Origin of the sequence: Amycolatopsis sp. lyj-346 (assembly GCF_046548975.1) — a bacterium.
In the GTDB taxonomy this organism is placed as follows: Bacteria; Actinomycetota; Actinomycetes; order Mycobacteriales; family Pseudonocardiaceae; genus Amycolatopsis.
The window spans coordinates 695,608-711,877 of sequence record NZ_JAJPWT010000002.1 but is presented as its reverse complement, the minus strand read 5'-3'; the positions used below and the strand labels follow the sequence as shown (position 1 = coordinate 711,877).

The window sequence follows — 16,270 nt, the reverse complement described above, 5'->3', positions numbered from 1 at the left end:
ACCATGCCGGACTTCGTCGGTGCCGTGGACCAGGGCACGACCAGCACCCGCTTCATGATCTTCGACCACGGCGGCAACGAGATCGCCCGCCACCAGCTCGAGCACGAGCAGATCCTGCCCAGGCCGGGCTGGGTCGAGCACGACGCCACCGAAATCTGGGAGCGCACCCGCTCGGTCATCGCCACCGCGCTCAACAAGGCGAACCTGACCGTGGCCGACCTGGCCGCGCTCGGCATCACCAACCAGCGCGAGACCACCGTCGTGTGGAACCGCCGCACCGGCCGCCCGTACGGCCACGCGATCGTCTGGCAGGACACCCGCACCGACCGGATCGCCTCCGCGCTCGAGCGCGAGGGCAAGGGCGAGGTCATCCGCCGCAAGGCCGGCCTGCCGCCCGCCACCTACTTCTCCGGCGGCAAGCTGCAGTGGATCCTGGAGAACGTCCCGGGCGTGCGCGAGGACGCCGAGAAGGGCGACGCCCTCTTCGGCACCACCGACTCGTGGCTCATCTGGAACCTCACCGGCGGCCCGGACGGCGGCGTGCACGTCACCGACCCGACCAACGCTTCGCGCACCATGCTGATGGACCTTGAAACGCTCGACTGGGACGACGAGCTGCTGTCGTTCTTCGACGTCCCGCGGCAGATGCTCCCGGCGATCCGGCCGTCGTCCAACCCGGGCTTCGGCACCACCCGCGCGGACGGCCCGCTCGGCGGCGAGGTCGTCATCACCGGCGTCCTCGGCGACCAGCAGGCCGCCACCGTCGGGCAGGTCTGCTTCCGGCCCGGCGAGGCCAAGAACACCTACGGCACCGGCAACTTCCTGCTGCTCAACACCGGCCAGGAGCTCGTCCGGTCGAAGCACGGCCTGCTGACGACCCTGTGCTACCAGTTCGGCGACGAAAAGCCGGTCTACGCGCTGGAAGGCTCGATCGCCGTCACGGGTTCGGCCGTGCAGTGGCTGCGCGACCAGCTGGGCATCATCAGCGGCGCGGCCCAGAGCGAGAGCCTGGCTCGCCAGGTCGAGGACAACGGCGGCGTCTACTTCGTCCCGGCGTTCTCCGGGCTGTTCGCGCCGTACTGGCGTTCGGACGCGCGCGGCGCGATCGTCGGGCTCACCCGCGCCACGACCAACGCCCACATCGCCAGGGCCACCCTGGAGGCGATCTGCTACCAGACCCGCGATGTCGTCGAGGCCATGCAGAACGACTCCGGCGTGCCGCTCGACGTGTTGCGTGTGGACGGTGGCGTCACCGCCAACGAGCTGTGCATGCAGCTGCAGGCGGACATCCTCGGCGTGCCGGTCTCGAAGCCGGTCGTCGCCGAGACCACCGCGCTCGGCGCCGCCTACGCGGCCGGGCTGGCGGTCGGGTTCTGGAAGTCGACCGACGAGCTCGAGCAGAACTGGAACGAGGACAAGCGCTGGACGCCGTCGTGGAGCGACGAGCAGCGCGCGGAAGGCTACGCGGGCTGGCAGAAGGCCGTCGGCCGCACGCTCGACTGGGTGGACGTGCAGTGAGCAGCAGGAGGAGGAACACCGTGACCCCGCTTTCCCCGCAGTACCGGGCGGAGACGCTGCGGAAGCTGGTCGACGAAGAGGTCGACGTGCTCGTCGTCGGCGGGGGCGTGACCGGCGCCGGGATAGCGCTCGACGCCGCGTCCCGCGGGCTGTCGACCGCGCTGGTCGAAGCCCGCGACTTCGCCGCCGGCACGTCCAGCCGGTCGTCCAAGCTGATCCACGGCGGCCTGCGCTACCTGGAGCAGCTGGACTTCAAGCTGGTGCGCGAAGCGCTCAAGGAGCGCGGGCTGCTGCTGCAGAAGCTGGCCCCGCACCTGGTGCGGCCGGTCAAGTTCCTGGTCCCGCTGCAGCACCGCGTGTGGGAGCGCGGCTACATCGGCGCCGGCGTCACGCTGTACGACACCCTCGGCGGCGCCCGCGCGCTGCCGCGGCACCGGCACCTGTCCAAGCGGGGCGCCTTCAAGGTGGCCCCGGCGCTCGCGGACGACGCGCTGATCGGGGCGATCCAGTACTACGACGCCCAGGTCGACGACGCCCGCCACACGATGACGATCGCGCGGACCGCCGCCGAGCAGGGCGCTTCGGTCCTGACGCGGACTCGCGTCACTTCGCTGCTTCGGGACGGCGAACGCGTCGTCGGGGCGAAGGTCGTGGACCGCGAGAGCGGGGTCGAGTTCGAGGTCCGCGCCCGCACGGTCGTCGCGGCCACCGGCGTGTGGAGCGACGACATGGCGGCGGCGGCCGGCATCCCCGCGCCGTTCACCGTCCGCGCGTCGAAGGGCATCCACCTCGTGGTGCCGCGGGAGAAGATCGACCTCGACACCGGGCTGATCCTGCGCACCGAGAAGAGCGTGCTGTTCGTCATCCCGTGGGGACGGCACTGGATCGTCGGCACCACCGACACCGAGTGGGACCTCGACCGCGAGCACCCGGCAGCGAGCCGCGCCGACGTCGACTACGTGCTGGAGCACCTCAACGCCGTCCTGCGCACCCCCGTGACGCACGACGACATCGAGGGCGTGTACGCCGGTCTCCGCCCGCTGCTGGCGGCGAAGGCGGCCGCGACGACGAAGCTGTCGCGGGAGCACGCCGTGGCGCACCCGGTGCCGGGCCTGGTCATCGTGGCCGGCGGCAAGTACACGACGTACCGGGTGATGGCCGCGGACGCGGTCGACGTCGCGGTCGAGGAGCTCGGCCGCCCGGCCCCGCCGTCGTGGACCGACCGGCTCCCGATCGCCGGCGCCGAGGGCTACCACGAGCTGTGGGAGGACCGCGCCGGCGTGGCCGCGAAGTCCGGGCTGCCGCTGACCCGCGTCGAGCACCTGCTGCAGCGGTACGGCACGCGGATCTGGAACCTCCTCGACCTGATCGAGGAGCAGCCTTCGCTGGGGGAACCGATCACGGAGACCTCGGAGTACCTCCGCGTGGAGGCCGTCTACGCGGTCTCCCACGAGGGTGCGCTGCACCTGGAGGACGTCCTCACGCGGCGGACGCGCATCTCGATCGAGGAGCGCGACCGCGGCGTGGCGGCGGCCCCGGTGGTCGCCGGCCTGATGGCCCCGCTGCTCGGCTGGGACGCGCACCGCACGGACCGCGAGGTGGCGAACTACCTGGCCCGCGTGGAGGCGGAGCGCTCGGCTCAGGAAGCCCCGGACGACGCGGCGGCGAACGCCACCCGCCTCGCGGCCCCGGCGCTGCTGCCGAGCTGAATCCGCCCCGGTGCCGGAAAGGCACCCCCATGGCCGGGAAGGCCGTAAGGGTGCCTTTTTCGGCGTAGGGTGGGTTTCTTCCCTCGCCCGGCCCTGCCGGTGTCCGGCCACTCCGTGGTCAGATGAGCGGGGGAGGGGACAAATGCTGAGAATTCATTTCACTTCGGAGGATCTTTCGCGGACGCGGATCGCCGCGGCCGCCAACCCGTTCTGGGAAATGGTGTTCAGCCGCTACCGGCTGGCCGGGCACGACCGGTCGCCAGGCCTGACGCCCTGGCTGCACCGGGTGCGGGCCACCTCGCGCGGGATGCGGGCGGGCATGGAGGTGCTCGCGGCGCTTTGCCCGCAGGGGCCCTACTTTCCGGACTTCCTGACCCCGCACGAGGGACTCCGGGGACTGGATGCCGGTGCCGAAGCGATCCTGAGCACCCCTCGGCGGCGCGTCGAACACGAACTGGCCCGGCTGGCCGGCTGGTCTCCGGTGCCGTCCTGGACGCGGCGCCTGACCGAGGGCGAGGCCAGGGCTCGCGTCGTGGCCGCCCTGCGGGCCTACCACGCCGCGGCCATCGAGCCGCACGCCGACCTGATCGAGGCGAGGATGACCGCCGAGCGCACCCGGCGGCAGCGGGATCTGGCCCGCGGCGGAGTGGCGGGCCTGCTGCGCGGACTGGCCCCGATGATGGCGTGGCGGCCACCCGTGCTCGAAATGCCGTACCCGGTCGACCGCGACCTGCACCTCGACGGCCGGGGGCTGCTCTTGGTGCCTTCGTACTTCTGCCGTCGGCGTCCGGTCGCGCTGGCCGATCCCGGCCTGCCGCCGACGGTGGCCTACCCCGTCGATCAGACGCTCGCCGACCCGTCGCTCGCGGGCCTGCTCGGCGTCACCAGGGCCACCGTGCTGACCTCGATCGACGACGGCGCGACCACGACGATGCTGGCCCATCGGGTGATGACCTCGCCCGGTTCGGCCAGCCGGCACACCCAGGTCCTCCGTGAGGCGGGGCTGATCACGACGAACCGGCGGGGGACCGCGGTCTGGCACACGCTGACCCCGCTCGGCTCGGCACTGCTTTCGGGGAACCGTGCGCGGCCGGGACACTGATTTCACCCAGCCGCAAAGGCTGGCCCGGCCGCCTGCCGCCGGGTCAAGCTGATTCCGTGATTTCGGCAATCGGCCGGCGAAACGGAGTGGAAAACAATGCGGATCATTCCCACGATCGTGGTTTCGGTAGCAATTCTCCTCGGCGCGGCGCTCGGCAGCGGTCCGGCGACGGCGGCCCCCAAGCCCGACTCGGGCACGGGAGTCCTGATCCGTGACTGCGTCGACGTCCCCAACCGGGACGTCGGGCGTGGTTCGACCGGGGAGTACGTGCGTGAGGTGCAGTGCCTGCTCAACTGGGCGATCGCCCCTTCGACCTTCGGGCCGATCGCCGAGGACGGCCAGTTCGGCTCGATCACCGAACGGAAGGTCATCAAGTTCCAGCAGTGTGCCAACGCACTGGGAGCGGGGCTGGCGGTCGACGGCAGGGTGGGCCCGAGGACCGCGCCGCACCTCGAGTGGTGGGCCGCCCACTCGGCGTACATCTGCTGACCCGGTGCGCTCACGGGGCCGGGCGGCAGCCCAGCTCCGTGAGCACGTACCGGGCGTTGGCCGAGATGACCGGGTTCGTGTGCCGGTAGTACGGCAGCTGGATCACCGCCATCGCCAGCGCCCAGCCGCGGCCGCGGGCCCAGGTCGCGTCGTCGGCGCCGACGGCGTCGCGGAAGGCGGGCCGGGTCCGCGCGGTCAGCAGGTTCCACGCGGGGATCAGGTCGCACGCCGGGTCGCCGAGGCCCGCCGTCGCCCAGTCGAGGACGCCGTTCAGGCGGCCGTGCCGAAGCAGGAGGTTGCTCGGCATCAGGTCGGAATGCACCCAGCACGGTGGCCCGGTCCATTGTGGAGCGTCGAGTGCTTCGGTCCAGACCGCGAGGGCGGCCGCCGCGTCGAACGGCTCGCCGGTGCGGCTCAGCTCCTCGATCGCGCGGCGGGCCGCTCCGTCGACGGGGGACAGCGGCTTCCCGCGGTAGGCCGGGGGACCGTCGGCGGTGTTCGCCCGGAGCGCGAGGACGAACTCCGCCAGCTCGCGGGCCGGTGCGTCCCGGCCTTCGAGCGCCGGTTCGCCGTCGAGCCAGCTGTGCACCGCCCACGGCCACGGGTACCCCGCGGCGGGTTCCCCGATCGCGACGACGGCCGGGACCGCCGCCGGCAGGTCGCCGAGGGCGCCCAGGATCCGGTGTTCCTTCGCGATGTCGGAGGCGCCGCCCCCGGTGAGGGGCAGCCGGACGGTCCGGTCGTCCCCGAGGCGGTACACGGCGTTGACCGTCCCGCCCGAAGCCAGGGGAGTGACCGGCAGGTCCGCCCACTCGGGGAACTGCCCGCGCACCAGCCGCTCCACGAGCGCGGTGTCGATGGCGTGCTCGTCGGCGTGCATCCGGCCCATGGGATCACCGAACCACGCACGTCAACGGGGTTTCCGTGAGCCGGAGCACCCCGGATTGCACGACGATGCATCGCCGTGCATAATCATTCGCATGTCCAAGGTGCTCACTTCCCTGCCCGTCGGCGAGCGTGTCGGTATCGCCTTCTCCGGTGGCCTCGACACTTCCGTAGCGGTCGCGTGGATGCGCGACAAAGGCGCGGTCCCCTGCACCTACACCGCCGACATCGGCCAGTACGACGAGCCCGACATCGACTCGGTGCCCGGGCGGGCCGGCCAGTACGGCGCCGAGATCGCCCGGCTCGTCGACTGCAAGGAAGCGCTGGTCGAAGAGGGGCTCGCGGCCCTGACGTGCGGTGCGTTCCACATCCGCTCCGGCGGCCGCAGCTACTTCAACACCACCCCGCTCGGCCGCGCGGTCACCGGCACGCTGCTGGTGCGCGCCATGCTCGAGGACGACGTCCAGATCTGGGGCGACGGCTCCACCTACAAGGGCAACGACATCGAGCGGTTCTACCGCTACGGCCTGCTGGCCAACCCCTCCTTGCGCGTCTACAAGCCGTGGCTCGACGCGGACTTCGTCACCGAGCTCGGTGGCCGCAAGGAGATGTCCGAGTGGCTGCTCGCGCACGACCTGCCCTACCGCGACAGCACCGAGAAGGCCTACTCGACCGACGCCAACATCTGGGGCGCCACGCACGAGGCCAAGTCGCTGGAGCACCTGGACACCGGCATCGAGATCGTCAAGCCGATCATGGGCGTGGCGTTCTGGGACCCCGAGGTCGAGATCCCGGCCGAAGACGTCACGATCGGCTTCGAGCACGGCCGGCCGGTGACGATCAACGGCAAGGAGTTCGCCACCGCCGTCGACCTGGTCCTCGAGGCCAACGCCGTCGGCGGCCGGCACGGCCTCGGCATGTCCGACCAGATCGAGAACCGGATCATCGAGGCCAAGAGCCGCGGCATCTACGAGGCGCCCGGCATGGCGCTGCTGCACGCCGCCTACGAGCGGCTGGTCAACGCCATCCACAACGAGGACACCCTCGCCAGCTACCACAACCACGGGCGGCAGCTCGGCCGCCTGATGTACGAGGGCCGCTGGCTGGACCCGCAGGCGATGATGCTGCGCGAGTCGCTGCAGCGCTGGGTCGGCACCGCGGTCACCGGCGAGGTGACGCTGCGGCTGCGGCGCGGCGAGGACTACTCGATCCTCGACACGACCGGCCCGGCGTTCAGCTACCACCCGGACAAGCTGTCGATGGAGCGGACCGAGGACTCGGCGTTCGGCCCGGTCGACCGGATCGGCCAGCTGACCATGCGCAACCTCGACATCGCCGACTCGCGGGCGAAGCTGGAGCAGTACGCGAGCCTCGGCATGGTCGGCGGCTCGAACCCGAAGCTGATCGGCGCCGCCCAGGCCGCGTCGACCGGCCTGATCGGCGCGATGCCCGAGGGCGGCGCCGAGGTGATCGCCTCGCGCGGCAAGACCGACGACGTCGAGCTGCTCGACAACGCCGCGATGGAGTTCGGCACGGACTGATCGGCGGTACCCGAAGGCCACCACGCTCGCCGTGGTGGCCTTCGGTGCGTTCGGGGCGCGAGCACGGCGTCCCGGCAAACGAGTGACGTTCGCCGTCATGGTGTCTCGAATGTGCGCGAATTCCCCACGGACCGCACGGGCGTCCGGTTACAGTCCGGCTGCGGGGTGCCGTCTGGGGGCGGCCGCGGGAACGGGAGCGCGCGATGGGGCCTGAAGTGCGGTTTCACCTGCTCGGACCGCTGACCGTGACGGTCGGCGGGCGGGCGCTGCCGCTCGGCGGGGCGAAACAGCGGGCCCTGCTCGCGCACCTGCTGCTCAACGCGAACCGCACGGTCTCGCCCGGCCAGCTGATCGACACCCTGTGGCCGCACGAACCGCCGACGTCGGCCACCGCCAACCTGCAGACCTACGTGTGGCGGCTGCGCCGGCTGCTGCCGGACGGCGCCGCTCTGCGCACCCACGACCCGGGGTATTCGCTGGTCGTCGACCCCGGCGACGTCGACGCCCACCGGTTCGCCCGGCTCGTCGGCGACGCGGCCCGCGCGGCCAAGGACGGCTCGCCCGAAACGGCGCTGACGCTGCTGGCCGAGGCTGAAGCGCTCTGGCGCGGTGATCCGCTGGAGGACCTGCCGACCGCACCGGCCTGGGACGCCGAGCTCGGCCGGCTCGTCGAGAACCGGCTGGCCGCGGTCGAGGAGCGGCTGGCGCTGCAGGTCCGGCGGGGCCGGCACGACCCCGCGATCGCCGAGCTCACCGTGCTGCTGGCCGAACACCCGTACCGGGAACGGCTCTGGCAGCAGTACCTGCTCGCGCTCGCCGGCGCGGGCCGCCGGGCCGAGGCGCTGCAGGCGTACGGGACCGCTCGCGAACGGCTCGTCACCGAACTCGGCGTCGAACCGGGGCCGGAGCTGCGGGCCCTGCAGGCGGCGATCCTGACCGGCGAACCGCTGCCCGGGCCGGCCGCGGTGGCCGTGCCGTCACCGCTGCGGCAGCTCCCGGCCGACCTGCCCGACTTCACCGGCCGCGAGGAGTACGTCCGCGAACTCTCCGCGGCCCTCGGCGCGGGACCGGCGCCGGTGGTGCTGACCGGCGCGCCCGGCACCGGCAAGACGGCGCTGGCCATGCACGTCGCGCACGGCCTCGCGAGCCGGTTCCCGGACGGCCAGCTCTACGTCGACCTCGCCGGCACGGGCGCACCGCGGGACCCGGCCCAGGTGCTCGCCGACTTCCTGCACGCGCTGGGCGTCACCGGCAACACCGTCCCCGCCGGGCCGGGCCAGCGGGCCGCGCTGTTCCGCTCGCGCCTGGCCGGGCGCCGGGTGCTGCTGGTGCTCGACGACGCGGCGACCGCCGCGCAGGTCCGCCCGCTGCTGCCCGCGGACGCCGGGTGCGCCGTGCTGGTGACGACCCGTGGCCGGCTGCCCGAGCTGGCGGGCGCCAAGCACGTCGAGCTGCCCGTGTTCGGCGAGCGGGAAGCCGCGCAGCTGCTGTCCGAGCTGGCGGGACCGGACCGGGTGGTCGGCGAACCGGCCGAAGCGGCGGCGATCGTGCGGTGCTGCGGGTACCTGCCGCTGGCGATCCGCATCGCCGGCGCGCGGCTGGCCGGGCGGCAGGCGTGGAGCCTGCGCACGCTGCACGACCGGCTGGCCGACGAGTCGAGCCGGCTGAGCGAGCTGCGCGTCGGCGATCTGGGTGTCCGGCCGAGCTTCGAGCTGAGCCTGCGTCAGCTGCCGACGGCCGCGCGGACGGCGTTCGGCCGGGCGGCGGTGCTGGGCGCGCAGGACTTCCCGAGCTGGGTGGTCGACGCGCTGCTGGACCGCGCGGGCACGCACGACGTCCTCGACGTGCTCGTCGACGCCAACCTGGTTTCCCTCGCAGGACGGGATTCCGGCGGGCACCCGCGCTACCGCCTGCACGACCTGCTGCGGTGCTATGCGACGGAACTCGTTGCGGCGGAACCCCTTCCGGCCCGGCGCGAGACGCTCGCCCGGGTGCTGGCGACGCTCTTGGCACTGGCGAAGACCGCGGCGGCGGGCCTGCCGCCGGCGTTCGGCGCGATGACCGGGCCGCCGGTGGCCGCGGGTCCCGTCCCGGACCGGCTGGTCGCCGACCCGCTGGGCTGGTTCACGGCGGAACGCAAGCTGCTGGCGGCGGCGGTCCAGCTGGCGGCGGAGGCGGGCCTGGCCGAACTGGCCTGGCAGCTGACCGCGGCCGCGGTCCCGTTCTACGACCTGCGCGGCGCGTACGACGACTGGCGACGCAGTCACCTGACGGCCCTGGCGGCGGTCGAGGCGGCGGGCAACCTCCGGGGCGCGGCGGTGCTGAGCCGCGGCCTCGGCCAGGTCCGCCTCTACCACGACGAATACGCGGCGGCCGAGCGCGACATGCGGCGGTCGGCGGAGCTGTTCGCCGAACTGGGCGACGTCCGAGGCGAGGCACTGGCGGTGGCGGGCCTGGGCACGGTGGCCCGCGTCCGCGACCGCCCCCGGGAAGCGCTGGGCTTCTACCGCCGTGCGCTCTCGGGCCTGGAACGGGCGGACGACCGCAGCGGCGTCGCCCAGATGCGCAACTCGATCGGCTCGACGGCCGCAGTGCTGGGCTCGTTCGCCGAGGCGGAAACGTGGCTGCGCCGGGCCCGCGAGCTGGCGCGCGAGATCGGCGACCCGCACCGGGAGGCGAAGGTCCTGACGGAGCTGGGCACGGTGCACCGCGACACCGGACGGCTCCCGGAGTCGTTGACGTGCTTGAGGCTGGCGTTGAGCATCCTGGAGGAACTCGACGACGAAAGGTGCAGCGCGTACGCGTTGCTGGGCATCGGGCAGACGTTGCTGGCGGCGGGCGAGCCGGTCCAGGCGCGCGGGGTGTGCGACCGGGCGCTGCGGGTGTTCCGCGAGACGGGCAACCACCAGGGGGAGACGACGGGGCTGGCGTTGCTGGAGCAGGTCCAGCGCCGCAGGACCCCGTCGGCCGCGACCCACCCCTGAGCCCGGGGCGGCGGCCGGAGTGCCGCCGCCCCCGCACCCCGCACGGCTCAGTTGCTGTTGCCCGGCTTCCAGCCCAGGTAGTTGGCGAAGTAGCCCTGCCGGGCGTGGCCGATCGCGCCGTTCACGCTGGTCGCCCAGACTCCGCCGCTGCCGTCGGCGAGGCCGACGTGGCCGTACGCCGAGATGTTCCAGAACACGAACGCGCCGCGCGGCGGGGTGCCCGTCGTGTGGCGGGCGCCGTCCGAAGAGCGCCAGTGCTCGATCGCGCTCGCGTGGTGCGTCACGCGGTCCCACGCCAGGCGCACCGCCCGCTCGCAGTAGCCCTGGTAGGCGGTGCTGCCGTTGCGGTTGGCGAACCAGGCGATCGCCTGGTTCGCCGTCCGCGCCGCGGCCAGGTCGGCGGCCGAGTCGGTGATCACCGCGCCCGGTTGGGCGATGTCGGCGGCCGTGACCTCCGAGTACACCTCCGACGGCGCGGCGGTGGCGGCCGAAGCGACGCTCGCGCCGCCGAAGAGCAGGGCCGCCGAGAGCGCGGCCGCCTGGCAGATCATTCGCATGGGTGTCTCCCTCAGTAGGCCGGGGCAGGCGTCCCGGCGTCGACGGGAGAACCCTGCGCGCCGCCGCTACACCGCCACTACACCGCCGCTCTCGCGCGGGCGAATGACAAAACCGGGACGGTCGTGCCGGACGCGCGTGACCAGCGCCGTCGACGCGGCGGCTGGGCACCTGCTGCCCGGCACGGCCCGCCGAGCGCCGCCCCGGCTGACGTAGGGTCGGGAGCGGGATTTTGTACGGCGGAAGGACATGCGGGTGGGCGAGTCGAACTGGGCCGGGAACCACACCTACGGCGCGGACGCGGTGACGACCCCGCGGACGGTCGACGAGGTGCGGGCGGCCGTCGCGGCCGCGACGCACGTCAAAGCCCTCGGGAGCCGGCACTGCTTCAACGACATCGCCGACTCCCCGGGCGGGCTCCTGCTCGACCTGCGTGCCCTCGACGCCGGGGTCGAGATCGGCGACGGCACGGTGACCGTCGGCGGGTCGGCCCGCTACGGCGACTTCGCGCGGCAGCTGCACGACGCCGGCTTCGCGCTGCCGAACCTCGCGTCGCTGCCGCACATCACGGTGGCCGGCAGCGTGGCGACCGGCACCCACGGCTCCGGGCGGCGGCAGCCGGGGCTCGCCGCGGCCGTCTCCGGGATCGAGCTGGTCACCGCCGACGGAAGCCTGCGGACCTTCACCCGCGCCGACGCCGAGTTCCCCGGCCTGGTCGTCGGGCTCGGCGCGTTCGGTGTCGTCACCCGGCTGACCCTCGACGTGGTCCCCGCGTTCGACGTCCGCCAGGACGTCTTCGACACCCTGCCCTGGGAAGCCGCGTACCGGCACTTCGACGAAATCGAAGACGCCGGCTACAGCGTCAGCATGTTCACGAACTGGGCGAACGACGCGATCGACCTGGTGTGGGTCAAGAGCCGCGTCGACGACTTCACCGAGCGCGCCGGTCTCTTCGGCGCGGTTCCCGCGGACGGGCCGCGCCACCCGGCGCACGCCGCCGGGATCCCCGCGGACAACTGCACGCCGCAGCAGGGGGCGCCGGGCCCGTGGCACGAGCGGCTCCCGCACTTCGCGCTGGCGTTCACCCCGAGCGTCGGGGACGAGCTGCAGTCGGAGTACTTCGTGCCCTACCGCGCCGCCACCGCCGCGGTGCGGGCGGTCCGCGAGCTCGGCGACCTCGTCGCCCCGCTGCTGCTGGTCTCGGAAATCCGCGCGATCGCGGGCGACGACCTGTGGCTGAGCCCCGGCCACGGCGGCGACCGGGTGGCCCTGCACTTCACGTGGCAGCCGCGGCAGCCCGAGGTCGAGGCGGTTCTCCCGGTGCTCGAGGAGCGCCTGGCACCGTTCGGCGCGCGCCCGCACTGGGGCAAGCTCTTCCACGGCGTCCCGGACGGCTACCCGCGGCTGGCCGAATTCCGGGCGCTGGCCGAAACCCTCGACCCGCAGGGCAAGTTCCGCAACCCCTTCCTGAACCGCAACGTCTTCGGCGGCTAGCCCGACGGCGGGGCCGTGGTGGCGCGGACGATGAGGTGGGTGTCCAGCACCTGCGTCGTGTGCTCGTCGGCCTCGCCGTCGAGCAGGCCCAGCAGGATCGTCACCGCCGCGCGGCCCGCCGCCTCCGTCGGCATCGCGATCGTCGTCAGCGGGGGTGCGGAGATCGCCGCGAAGACCAGGTCGTCGAAGCCCACGAGGCTGATCTCGTCCGGCACCGGGACCCCGCGGGCGTTCAGCCGCGCCAGCGCGCCGAAGGCGACCAGGTCGTTGTAGGCGACGATCGCCGTCACGTCGGCCGCCAGCGCCAGGTCCGCGCCCTGCAGGCCGCCTTCGAACACCGGCGGGAACGGGCCGAACTCGACGACGTCCGTGCCGTGCTTCTGCGCCGTCTCCGCCAGGCCCAGCCGGCGGGCCCGGTTCGCCCACGACGCCCGTGGCCCGCCCAGGTAGGCGCACCGGCGGTGTCCCAGCGCGGCCAGGTGCTCGATCGCCTGGCGCATTCCGTCCGCGGCGTCCATCACGATCGACGGGATGCCGGGCACCTCCCGGTTGAGCAGCACCAGGGTCGTCTGCCCGGCGAGCGCGCGCAGCTGGTCGTCGGTCATGCTCGGGCTGCACAGCACGACGCCGTCGACCTGCTTGGCCATCCGGCGGACGAGGTTCTGCTCGGTCGCCGGGTCCTCGTCGCTGTTGGCGAACAGCACCGCGATGTCGTCCTGCCGCGCGCGGGCCTGTACCCCGTTGAGCACGCCGGTGAAGAACGGGTTGCCCAGGTCGGAGACGACGATCCCGATGTGCCCGGTGCGGACCGCGGGCCCCGGCTGCGGTGCGCCGGCCGCGTGGTAACCCAGCTCGTGCGCCGCGGCCAGCACCCGGGTGCGGGTCTGCTGCCGGACCAGGTCCGGGGACGTGAAGGCCCGCGACACGGTCGAAATCGACACGTTGGCCCGGCGGGCGACGTCGTGAATCGTCACGGTCACGGCAACTCCTCGGCAGGCTCCGAGCAACATCATGGAAACGCCTGAGAGCGTTGTCAACAAATCCTGCAAACGAGTGATCGCCGCTTGCAGTCGGAGGCGGTCATTCCAGTAAGCGCTCTCTCGAAACCCACGCGGCCATTCGGAGTATCCGTGGTTCGAAGATTTCGACGGGCGTGTCCTGATCGTTGACACGTTTGTCGCGCACGCCCTACGGTGGCGACCGGAAGTTTCTCCCAACGCCTGACCCATTCGTCAGTTCCGCGCGGGCCGCCCACCGGGTCCCGCCGATCGGAGATCCATGTCGGGGAGCCGGAGCCGCACCGTGGCGGACCCGCCGAGGCTGGCGGTCGTCGGCACGTCCGGCTACGCGTTCAGCTACCTGCACCGCGCGCGGATCCTCCACGACGAAGGCCTGGTCCGGTTCGCAGGCATGGCCGACATCCGGCCCCCGTCGGCCGCGGCCAGTGCGCTGCTGCCGCCCGGCGGCACCGCGCACGCCGGCGTCGAAGACCTGCTCCGCCGCTGCCGCCCCGACATCACCGTGGTCGCGACCCCGCCGCACGCGCACGTCCAAACCGGCGCCGCGGTGCTGCGCGCGGGCAGCGACCTGCTGCTGGAAACCCCGCCGGTGCTCGACCTCGACGGCTTCACCACGCTGTCGCGGCTGGCCGCGGAGACCGGCGCGGCCTGCCAGACCGGGTTCCAGAGCTTCGGCTCCCCGGTCCTGCCCGTGCTCCGGGCGGCGATCGCGGCCGGCAAGCTCGGCACCGTGGTCGGTGTCGGTGCGGCCGGAGCGTGGATCCGCACCGACGCCTACTACCGCCGCAACCCGTGGGCCGGCCGCCGCTGGCTCGACGGCGAGGCCGTCGTCGACGGCGCGCTGACCAACCCGTTCTCCCACGCGGTGGCCACCGCGCTGCTGGTCGGCGGGGTCGCCGGGCGCGACCCGGCGGAGATCGCCCTCGAGCTCTACGGCACCCGCGACATCGAGGCCGACGACACCGCGTGCCTGCGGATCCGGTTCGGTGCCGGGCCCGAGATCGTCGTCGCCGCTTCGCTGTGCGCCGAGCAAGATCACGAGCCTTACGTCGTGGTGCACGGCGAGCGCGGGCGCGCGAAGTTCTGGTACAAGAGCCACCGCCTCGAGATCGACGACGAGCGGTTCCACCTCGGCGAACCGGCCGACCTGCTGCGCAACCTGATCGCCCACCACCTCGACCCGGACGGCGTGCCGCTGCTCGCGCCGTTGTCCGGGACCCGGGCGTTCGCCTCGGTGGTCGAAGCGGTGCGGGACGCGCCGTCGCCGTCGCGCATCCCGGCGGGCTGGATCCGCACGGTCGGCGAAGGGGCGAGCCGGCACCCGGTCGTGCGCGGGATCGGCGAAGAGGTCGCCGTCGCCGCGGACCGGCTGGCGCTGTTCTCCGAGATCGGCGTTCCCTGGGCGAGTGCCGCCCGGCGGCCGGGCGGCAGCCCGGGCGCGGCGGCCGCCGAACGCACCGGCTAGCGACTCGCCGGTGCTCACCGCGCTGACGGCCCGGTCATCGACCCGGTTCCGGTAAGCGCTTTCTCGCGCTGCCCTCTGAATGCTGAAAGCGTTGCTGCACAAGGGCTATTGTTCCGAACTGGCCGTTGACACCGGTGTGTCCCACTGCCTACCGTGAGCGCGCTGACAGCGTTTTCAGAAAAGTGCTGACCGGCTGAGGACGGAGAGTTCAATGGGGCGGACAACTGTGCGTAGAACCAAGGGACGCGGGCTGGCCGCGCTGGCCGTGGTGGTCCCGTTGCTGCTGACCGGGGTGGCCGCCTGCGGCTCGGACTCCGGGAACGACGGCGACGTGACCATCAATTTCGTCTGGTGGGGTAGCGAAGGGCGGGCGAACCTGACGAAGAAGGCCGTCGAGCTCTTCCAGCAGAAGAACCCGGCCATCAAGGTGCAGACGTCGTTCTCGGCGTACGCGGCCTACTGGGAGAAGCTGGCGACGCAGACGGCCGGGGGCAAGCCGCCGGACGTGCTCAACGTCGACAGCCGCTACCTGGCCGAATACGGCGGCCGCAACGTCCTGGCCGACCTGAACTCCGGCCCGGGCAAGGCGATCTCGCTCGCCGACATCAACCCGGAGCTGGCGGCCACCGGCGTCTACCAGGGCAAGCGCTTCGCCGTGCCGTGGGCGCAGAACACGCCGGCGATGATCTACGACCCCGCGGTGTTCACGGCGGCCGGCGCCGACCCGGCGAAGGGCCTGACCTGGGACCAGTACGCCGAGGCGGCCCAGAAGGTCAGCGCGGCAGGCGGCTCGACGCGCGGCGTGACCGACTTCGGCATCCTCGACACGTCGCTGGAGATCTGGCTGCGCCAGCAGGGCAAGCAGTTCTACACGCCCGAGGGCAAGCTGGGCTTCGCCGCCGACGACCTGCGCCGCTACTGGCAGCTGGCGAGCAAGTTCCGTGACACCAAGGCTGCTTCACCCGCCGACGTCACGGCCTCCTACAACACCTCGCCCGAGCAGTCCCCGCTGGGCAAGAAGCTGACCAGCTCGGAGTTCGCCTACGACAACCTGCTGCCCGCGTACCAGAAGGCGAACGGCAAGCCGCTGAACGTGGCGCCGTACCCGAGCGGCCCGAACGGCGACACCGGGCAGTACCGGCGGCCGTCGATGTTCCTGGCCGTGTCCGCGCGCAGCCAGCAGCAGGAGGCGGCGGCGAAGCTCGTCGACTTCCTGGTCAACGACCCCGAGGTCGGCAAGATCGTCGGCACGGACCGCGGCCTGGCCCCGAACCTCAAGGTCCGCGAGCAGCTGGCGGCCGGCGCGAAGGGCAACGACAAGACCCTCTACGACTACGAGGCCGCGCTCGAACCGAAGCTCGGGGCCGCGCCACCGGTGCCGCCGAAGGGTGCCGGCGCGATCCAGAAGCTCCTCCAGCGCACGTACGAAGAAATCGCGTTCGGCCGGATGAGCATCGACGACGCGGTCAACCGGTTCATGACCGAAGCCCAGAAGGGACTGTCGTAGCC

General features: G+C 72.7%; 12 protein-coding genes. 9 read left to right on the top strand and 3 right to left on the bottom strand.

Translation table 11 applies throughout. The features are described 5' to 3' along the window. The first annotated feature begins 3 nt into the window (after window positions 1-3). The 4 genes from glpK (at window position 4) to ACLJQE_RS09590 (ending at window position 4,818) form a co-directional block, all read left to right on the top strand. Window positions 4-1,518, top strand: coding sequence for a glycerol kinase GlpK (glpK, locus tag ACLJQE_RS09605; RefSeq protein ID WP_410638787.1), 1,515 nt, complete (start codon window positions 4-6; stop codon window positions 1,516-1,518). Between the two features lie 20 nt (window positions 1,519-1,538). Further along, a complete protein-coding gene (glpD, locus tag ACLJQE_RS09600) occupies window positions 1,539-3,227 on the top strand; it encodes a glycerol-3-phosphate dehydrogenase (protein WP_410638786.1) in 1,689 nt (562 codons plus the stop codon). A gap of 142 nt (window positions 3,228-3,369) precedes the next feature. Then, window positions 3,370-4,329, top strand: coding sequence for an ArsR/SmtB family transcription factor (locus ACLJQE_RS09595; protein ID WP_410638785.1), 960 nt, complete (start codon window positions 3,370-3,372; stop codon window positions 4,327-4,329). A gap of 96 nt (window positions 4,330-4,425) precedes the next feature. After that, window positions 4,426-4,818, top strand: a complete 393-nt coding sequence (locus tag ACLJQE_RS09590) for a peptidoglycan-binding domain-containing protein (protein WP_410638784.1) — start codon at window positions 4,426-4,428, stop codon at window positions 4,816-4,818. Window positions 4,819-4,828: 10 nt separating this feature from the next. Here the strand turns inward: ACLJQE_RS09590 and ACLJQE_RS09585 are convergent, their stop codons facing one another. Then, entirely contained in the window at window positions 4,829-5,707 is an 879-nt protein-coding gene (locus ACLJQE_RS09585) for an aminoglycoside phosphotransferase family protein (RefSeq protein WP_410638783.1), read from the bottom strand. 91 nt (window positions 5,708-5,798) lie between these two features. On the opposite strand from ACLJQE_RS09585, the gene argG reads away from it, so the two are divergent. Together argG and ACLJQE_RS09575 are read left to right on the top strand one after the other, a co-directional pair. Continuing rightward, window positions 5,799-7,244 (top strand): argininosuccinate synthase, encoded by a 1,446-nt coding sequence (gene argG / locus ACLJQE_RS09580; protein ID WP_410638782.1) that lies wholly within the window; start codon window positions 5,799-5,801, stop codon window positions 7,242-7,244. A 203-nt stretch (window positions 7,245-7,447) separates the two neighbouring features. Continuing rightward, window positions 7,448-10,228: a BTAD domain-containing putative transcriptional regulator gene (locus ACLJQE_RS09575; RefSeq protein ID WP_410638781.1), complete on the top strand. Its 2,781-nt coding sequence runs from the start codon at window positions 7,448-7,450 to the stop codon at window positions 10,226-10,228. A gap of 47 nt (window positions 10,229-10,275) precedes the next feature. Here the strand turns inward: ACLJQE_RS09575 and ACLJQE_RS09570 are convergent, their stop codons facing one another. Then, window positions 10,276-10,785 (bottom strand): hypothetical protein, encoded by a 510-nt coding sequence (locus ACLJQE_RS09570; RefSeq protein ID WP_410638780.1) that lies wholly within the window; start codon window positions 10,783-10,785, stop codon window positions 10,276-10,278. Between the two features lie 247 nt (window positions 10,786-11,032). Here ACLJQE_RS09570 and ACLJQE_RS09565 point away from each other — a divergent pair, with 247 nt between their 5' ends. Further along, complete coding sequence (locus tag ACLJQE_RS09565; protein ID WP_410638779.1) at window positions 11,033-12,277, top strand: FAD-binding protein; 1,245 nt, start codon at window positions 11,033-11,035, stop codon at window positions 12,275-12,277. On the opposite strand, the gene ACLJQE_RS09560 is transcribed toward ACLJQE_RS09565, so the two are convergent. After that, entirely contained in the window at window positions 12,274-13,257 is a 984-nt protein-coding gene (locus ACLJQE_RS09560; protein WP_410638778.1) for a LacI family DNA-binding transcriptional regulator, read from the bottom strand. The genes ACLJQE_RS09565 and ACLJQE_RS09560 overlap by 4 nt on opposite strands. A 298-nt stretch (window positions 13,258-13,555) precedes the next feature. Here ACLJQE_RS09560 and ACLJQE_RS09555 point away from each other — a divergent pair, with 298 nt between their 5' ends. Continuing rightward, window positions 13,556-14,761 carry a Gfo/Idh/MocA family protein gene (locus ACLJQE_RS09555; protein WP_410638777.1) on the top strand — a complete coding sequence of 402 codons (1,206 nt, stop codon included), beginning with the start codon at window positions 13,556-13,558 and terminating at the stop codon, window positions 14,759-14,761. Between the two features lie 226 nt (window positions 14,762-14,987). Next, window positions 14,988-16,268 (top strand): extracellular solute-binding protein, encoded by a 1,281-nt coding sequence (locus ACLJQE_RS09550; RefSeq protein ID WP_410638776.1) that lies wholly within the window; start codon window positions 14,988-14,990, stop codon window positions 16,266-16,268. Window positions 16,269-16,270: the final 2 nt, after the last annotated feature.

Coding starts and splice junctions, on each gene's coding strand:
- glpK (WP_410638787.1), top strand. CDS start 4: ATGCCGGACTTCGTCGGTGCCGTGGACCAGGGCACGACCAGCACCCGC.
- ACLJQE_RS09595 (WP_410638785.1), top strand. CDS start 3,370: ATGCTGAGAATTCATTTCACTTCGGAGGATCTTTCGCGGACGCGGATC.
- ACLJQE_RS09590 (WP_410638784.1), top strand. CDS start 4,426: ATGCGGATCATTCCCACGATCGTGGTTTCGGTAGCAATTCTCCTCGGC.
- ACLJQE_RS09585 (WP_410638783.1), bottom strand. CDS start 5,707: ATGGGCCGGATGCACGCCGACGAGCACGCCATCGACACCGCGCTCGTG.
- argG (WP_410638782.1), top strand. CDS start 5,799: ATGTCCAAGGTGCTCACTTCCCTGCCCGTCGGCGAGCGTGTCGGTATC.
- ACLJQE_RS09575 (WP_410638781.1), top strand. CDS start 7,448: ATGGGGCCTGAAGTGCGGTTTCACCTGCTCGGACCGCTGACCGTGACG.
- ACLJQE_RS09570 (WP_410638780.1), bottom strand. CDS start 10,785: ATGCGAATGATCTGCCAGGCGGCCGCGCTCTCGGCGGCCCTGCTCTTC.
- ACLJQE_RS09565 (WP_410638779.1), top strand. CDS start 11,033: ATGCGGGTGGGCGAGTCGAACTGGGCCGGGAACCACACCTACGGCGCG.
- ACLJQE_RS09555 (WP_410638777.1), top strand. CDS start 13,556: ATGTCGGGGAGCCGGAGCCGCACCGTGGCGGACCCGCCGAGGCTGGCG.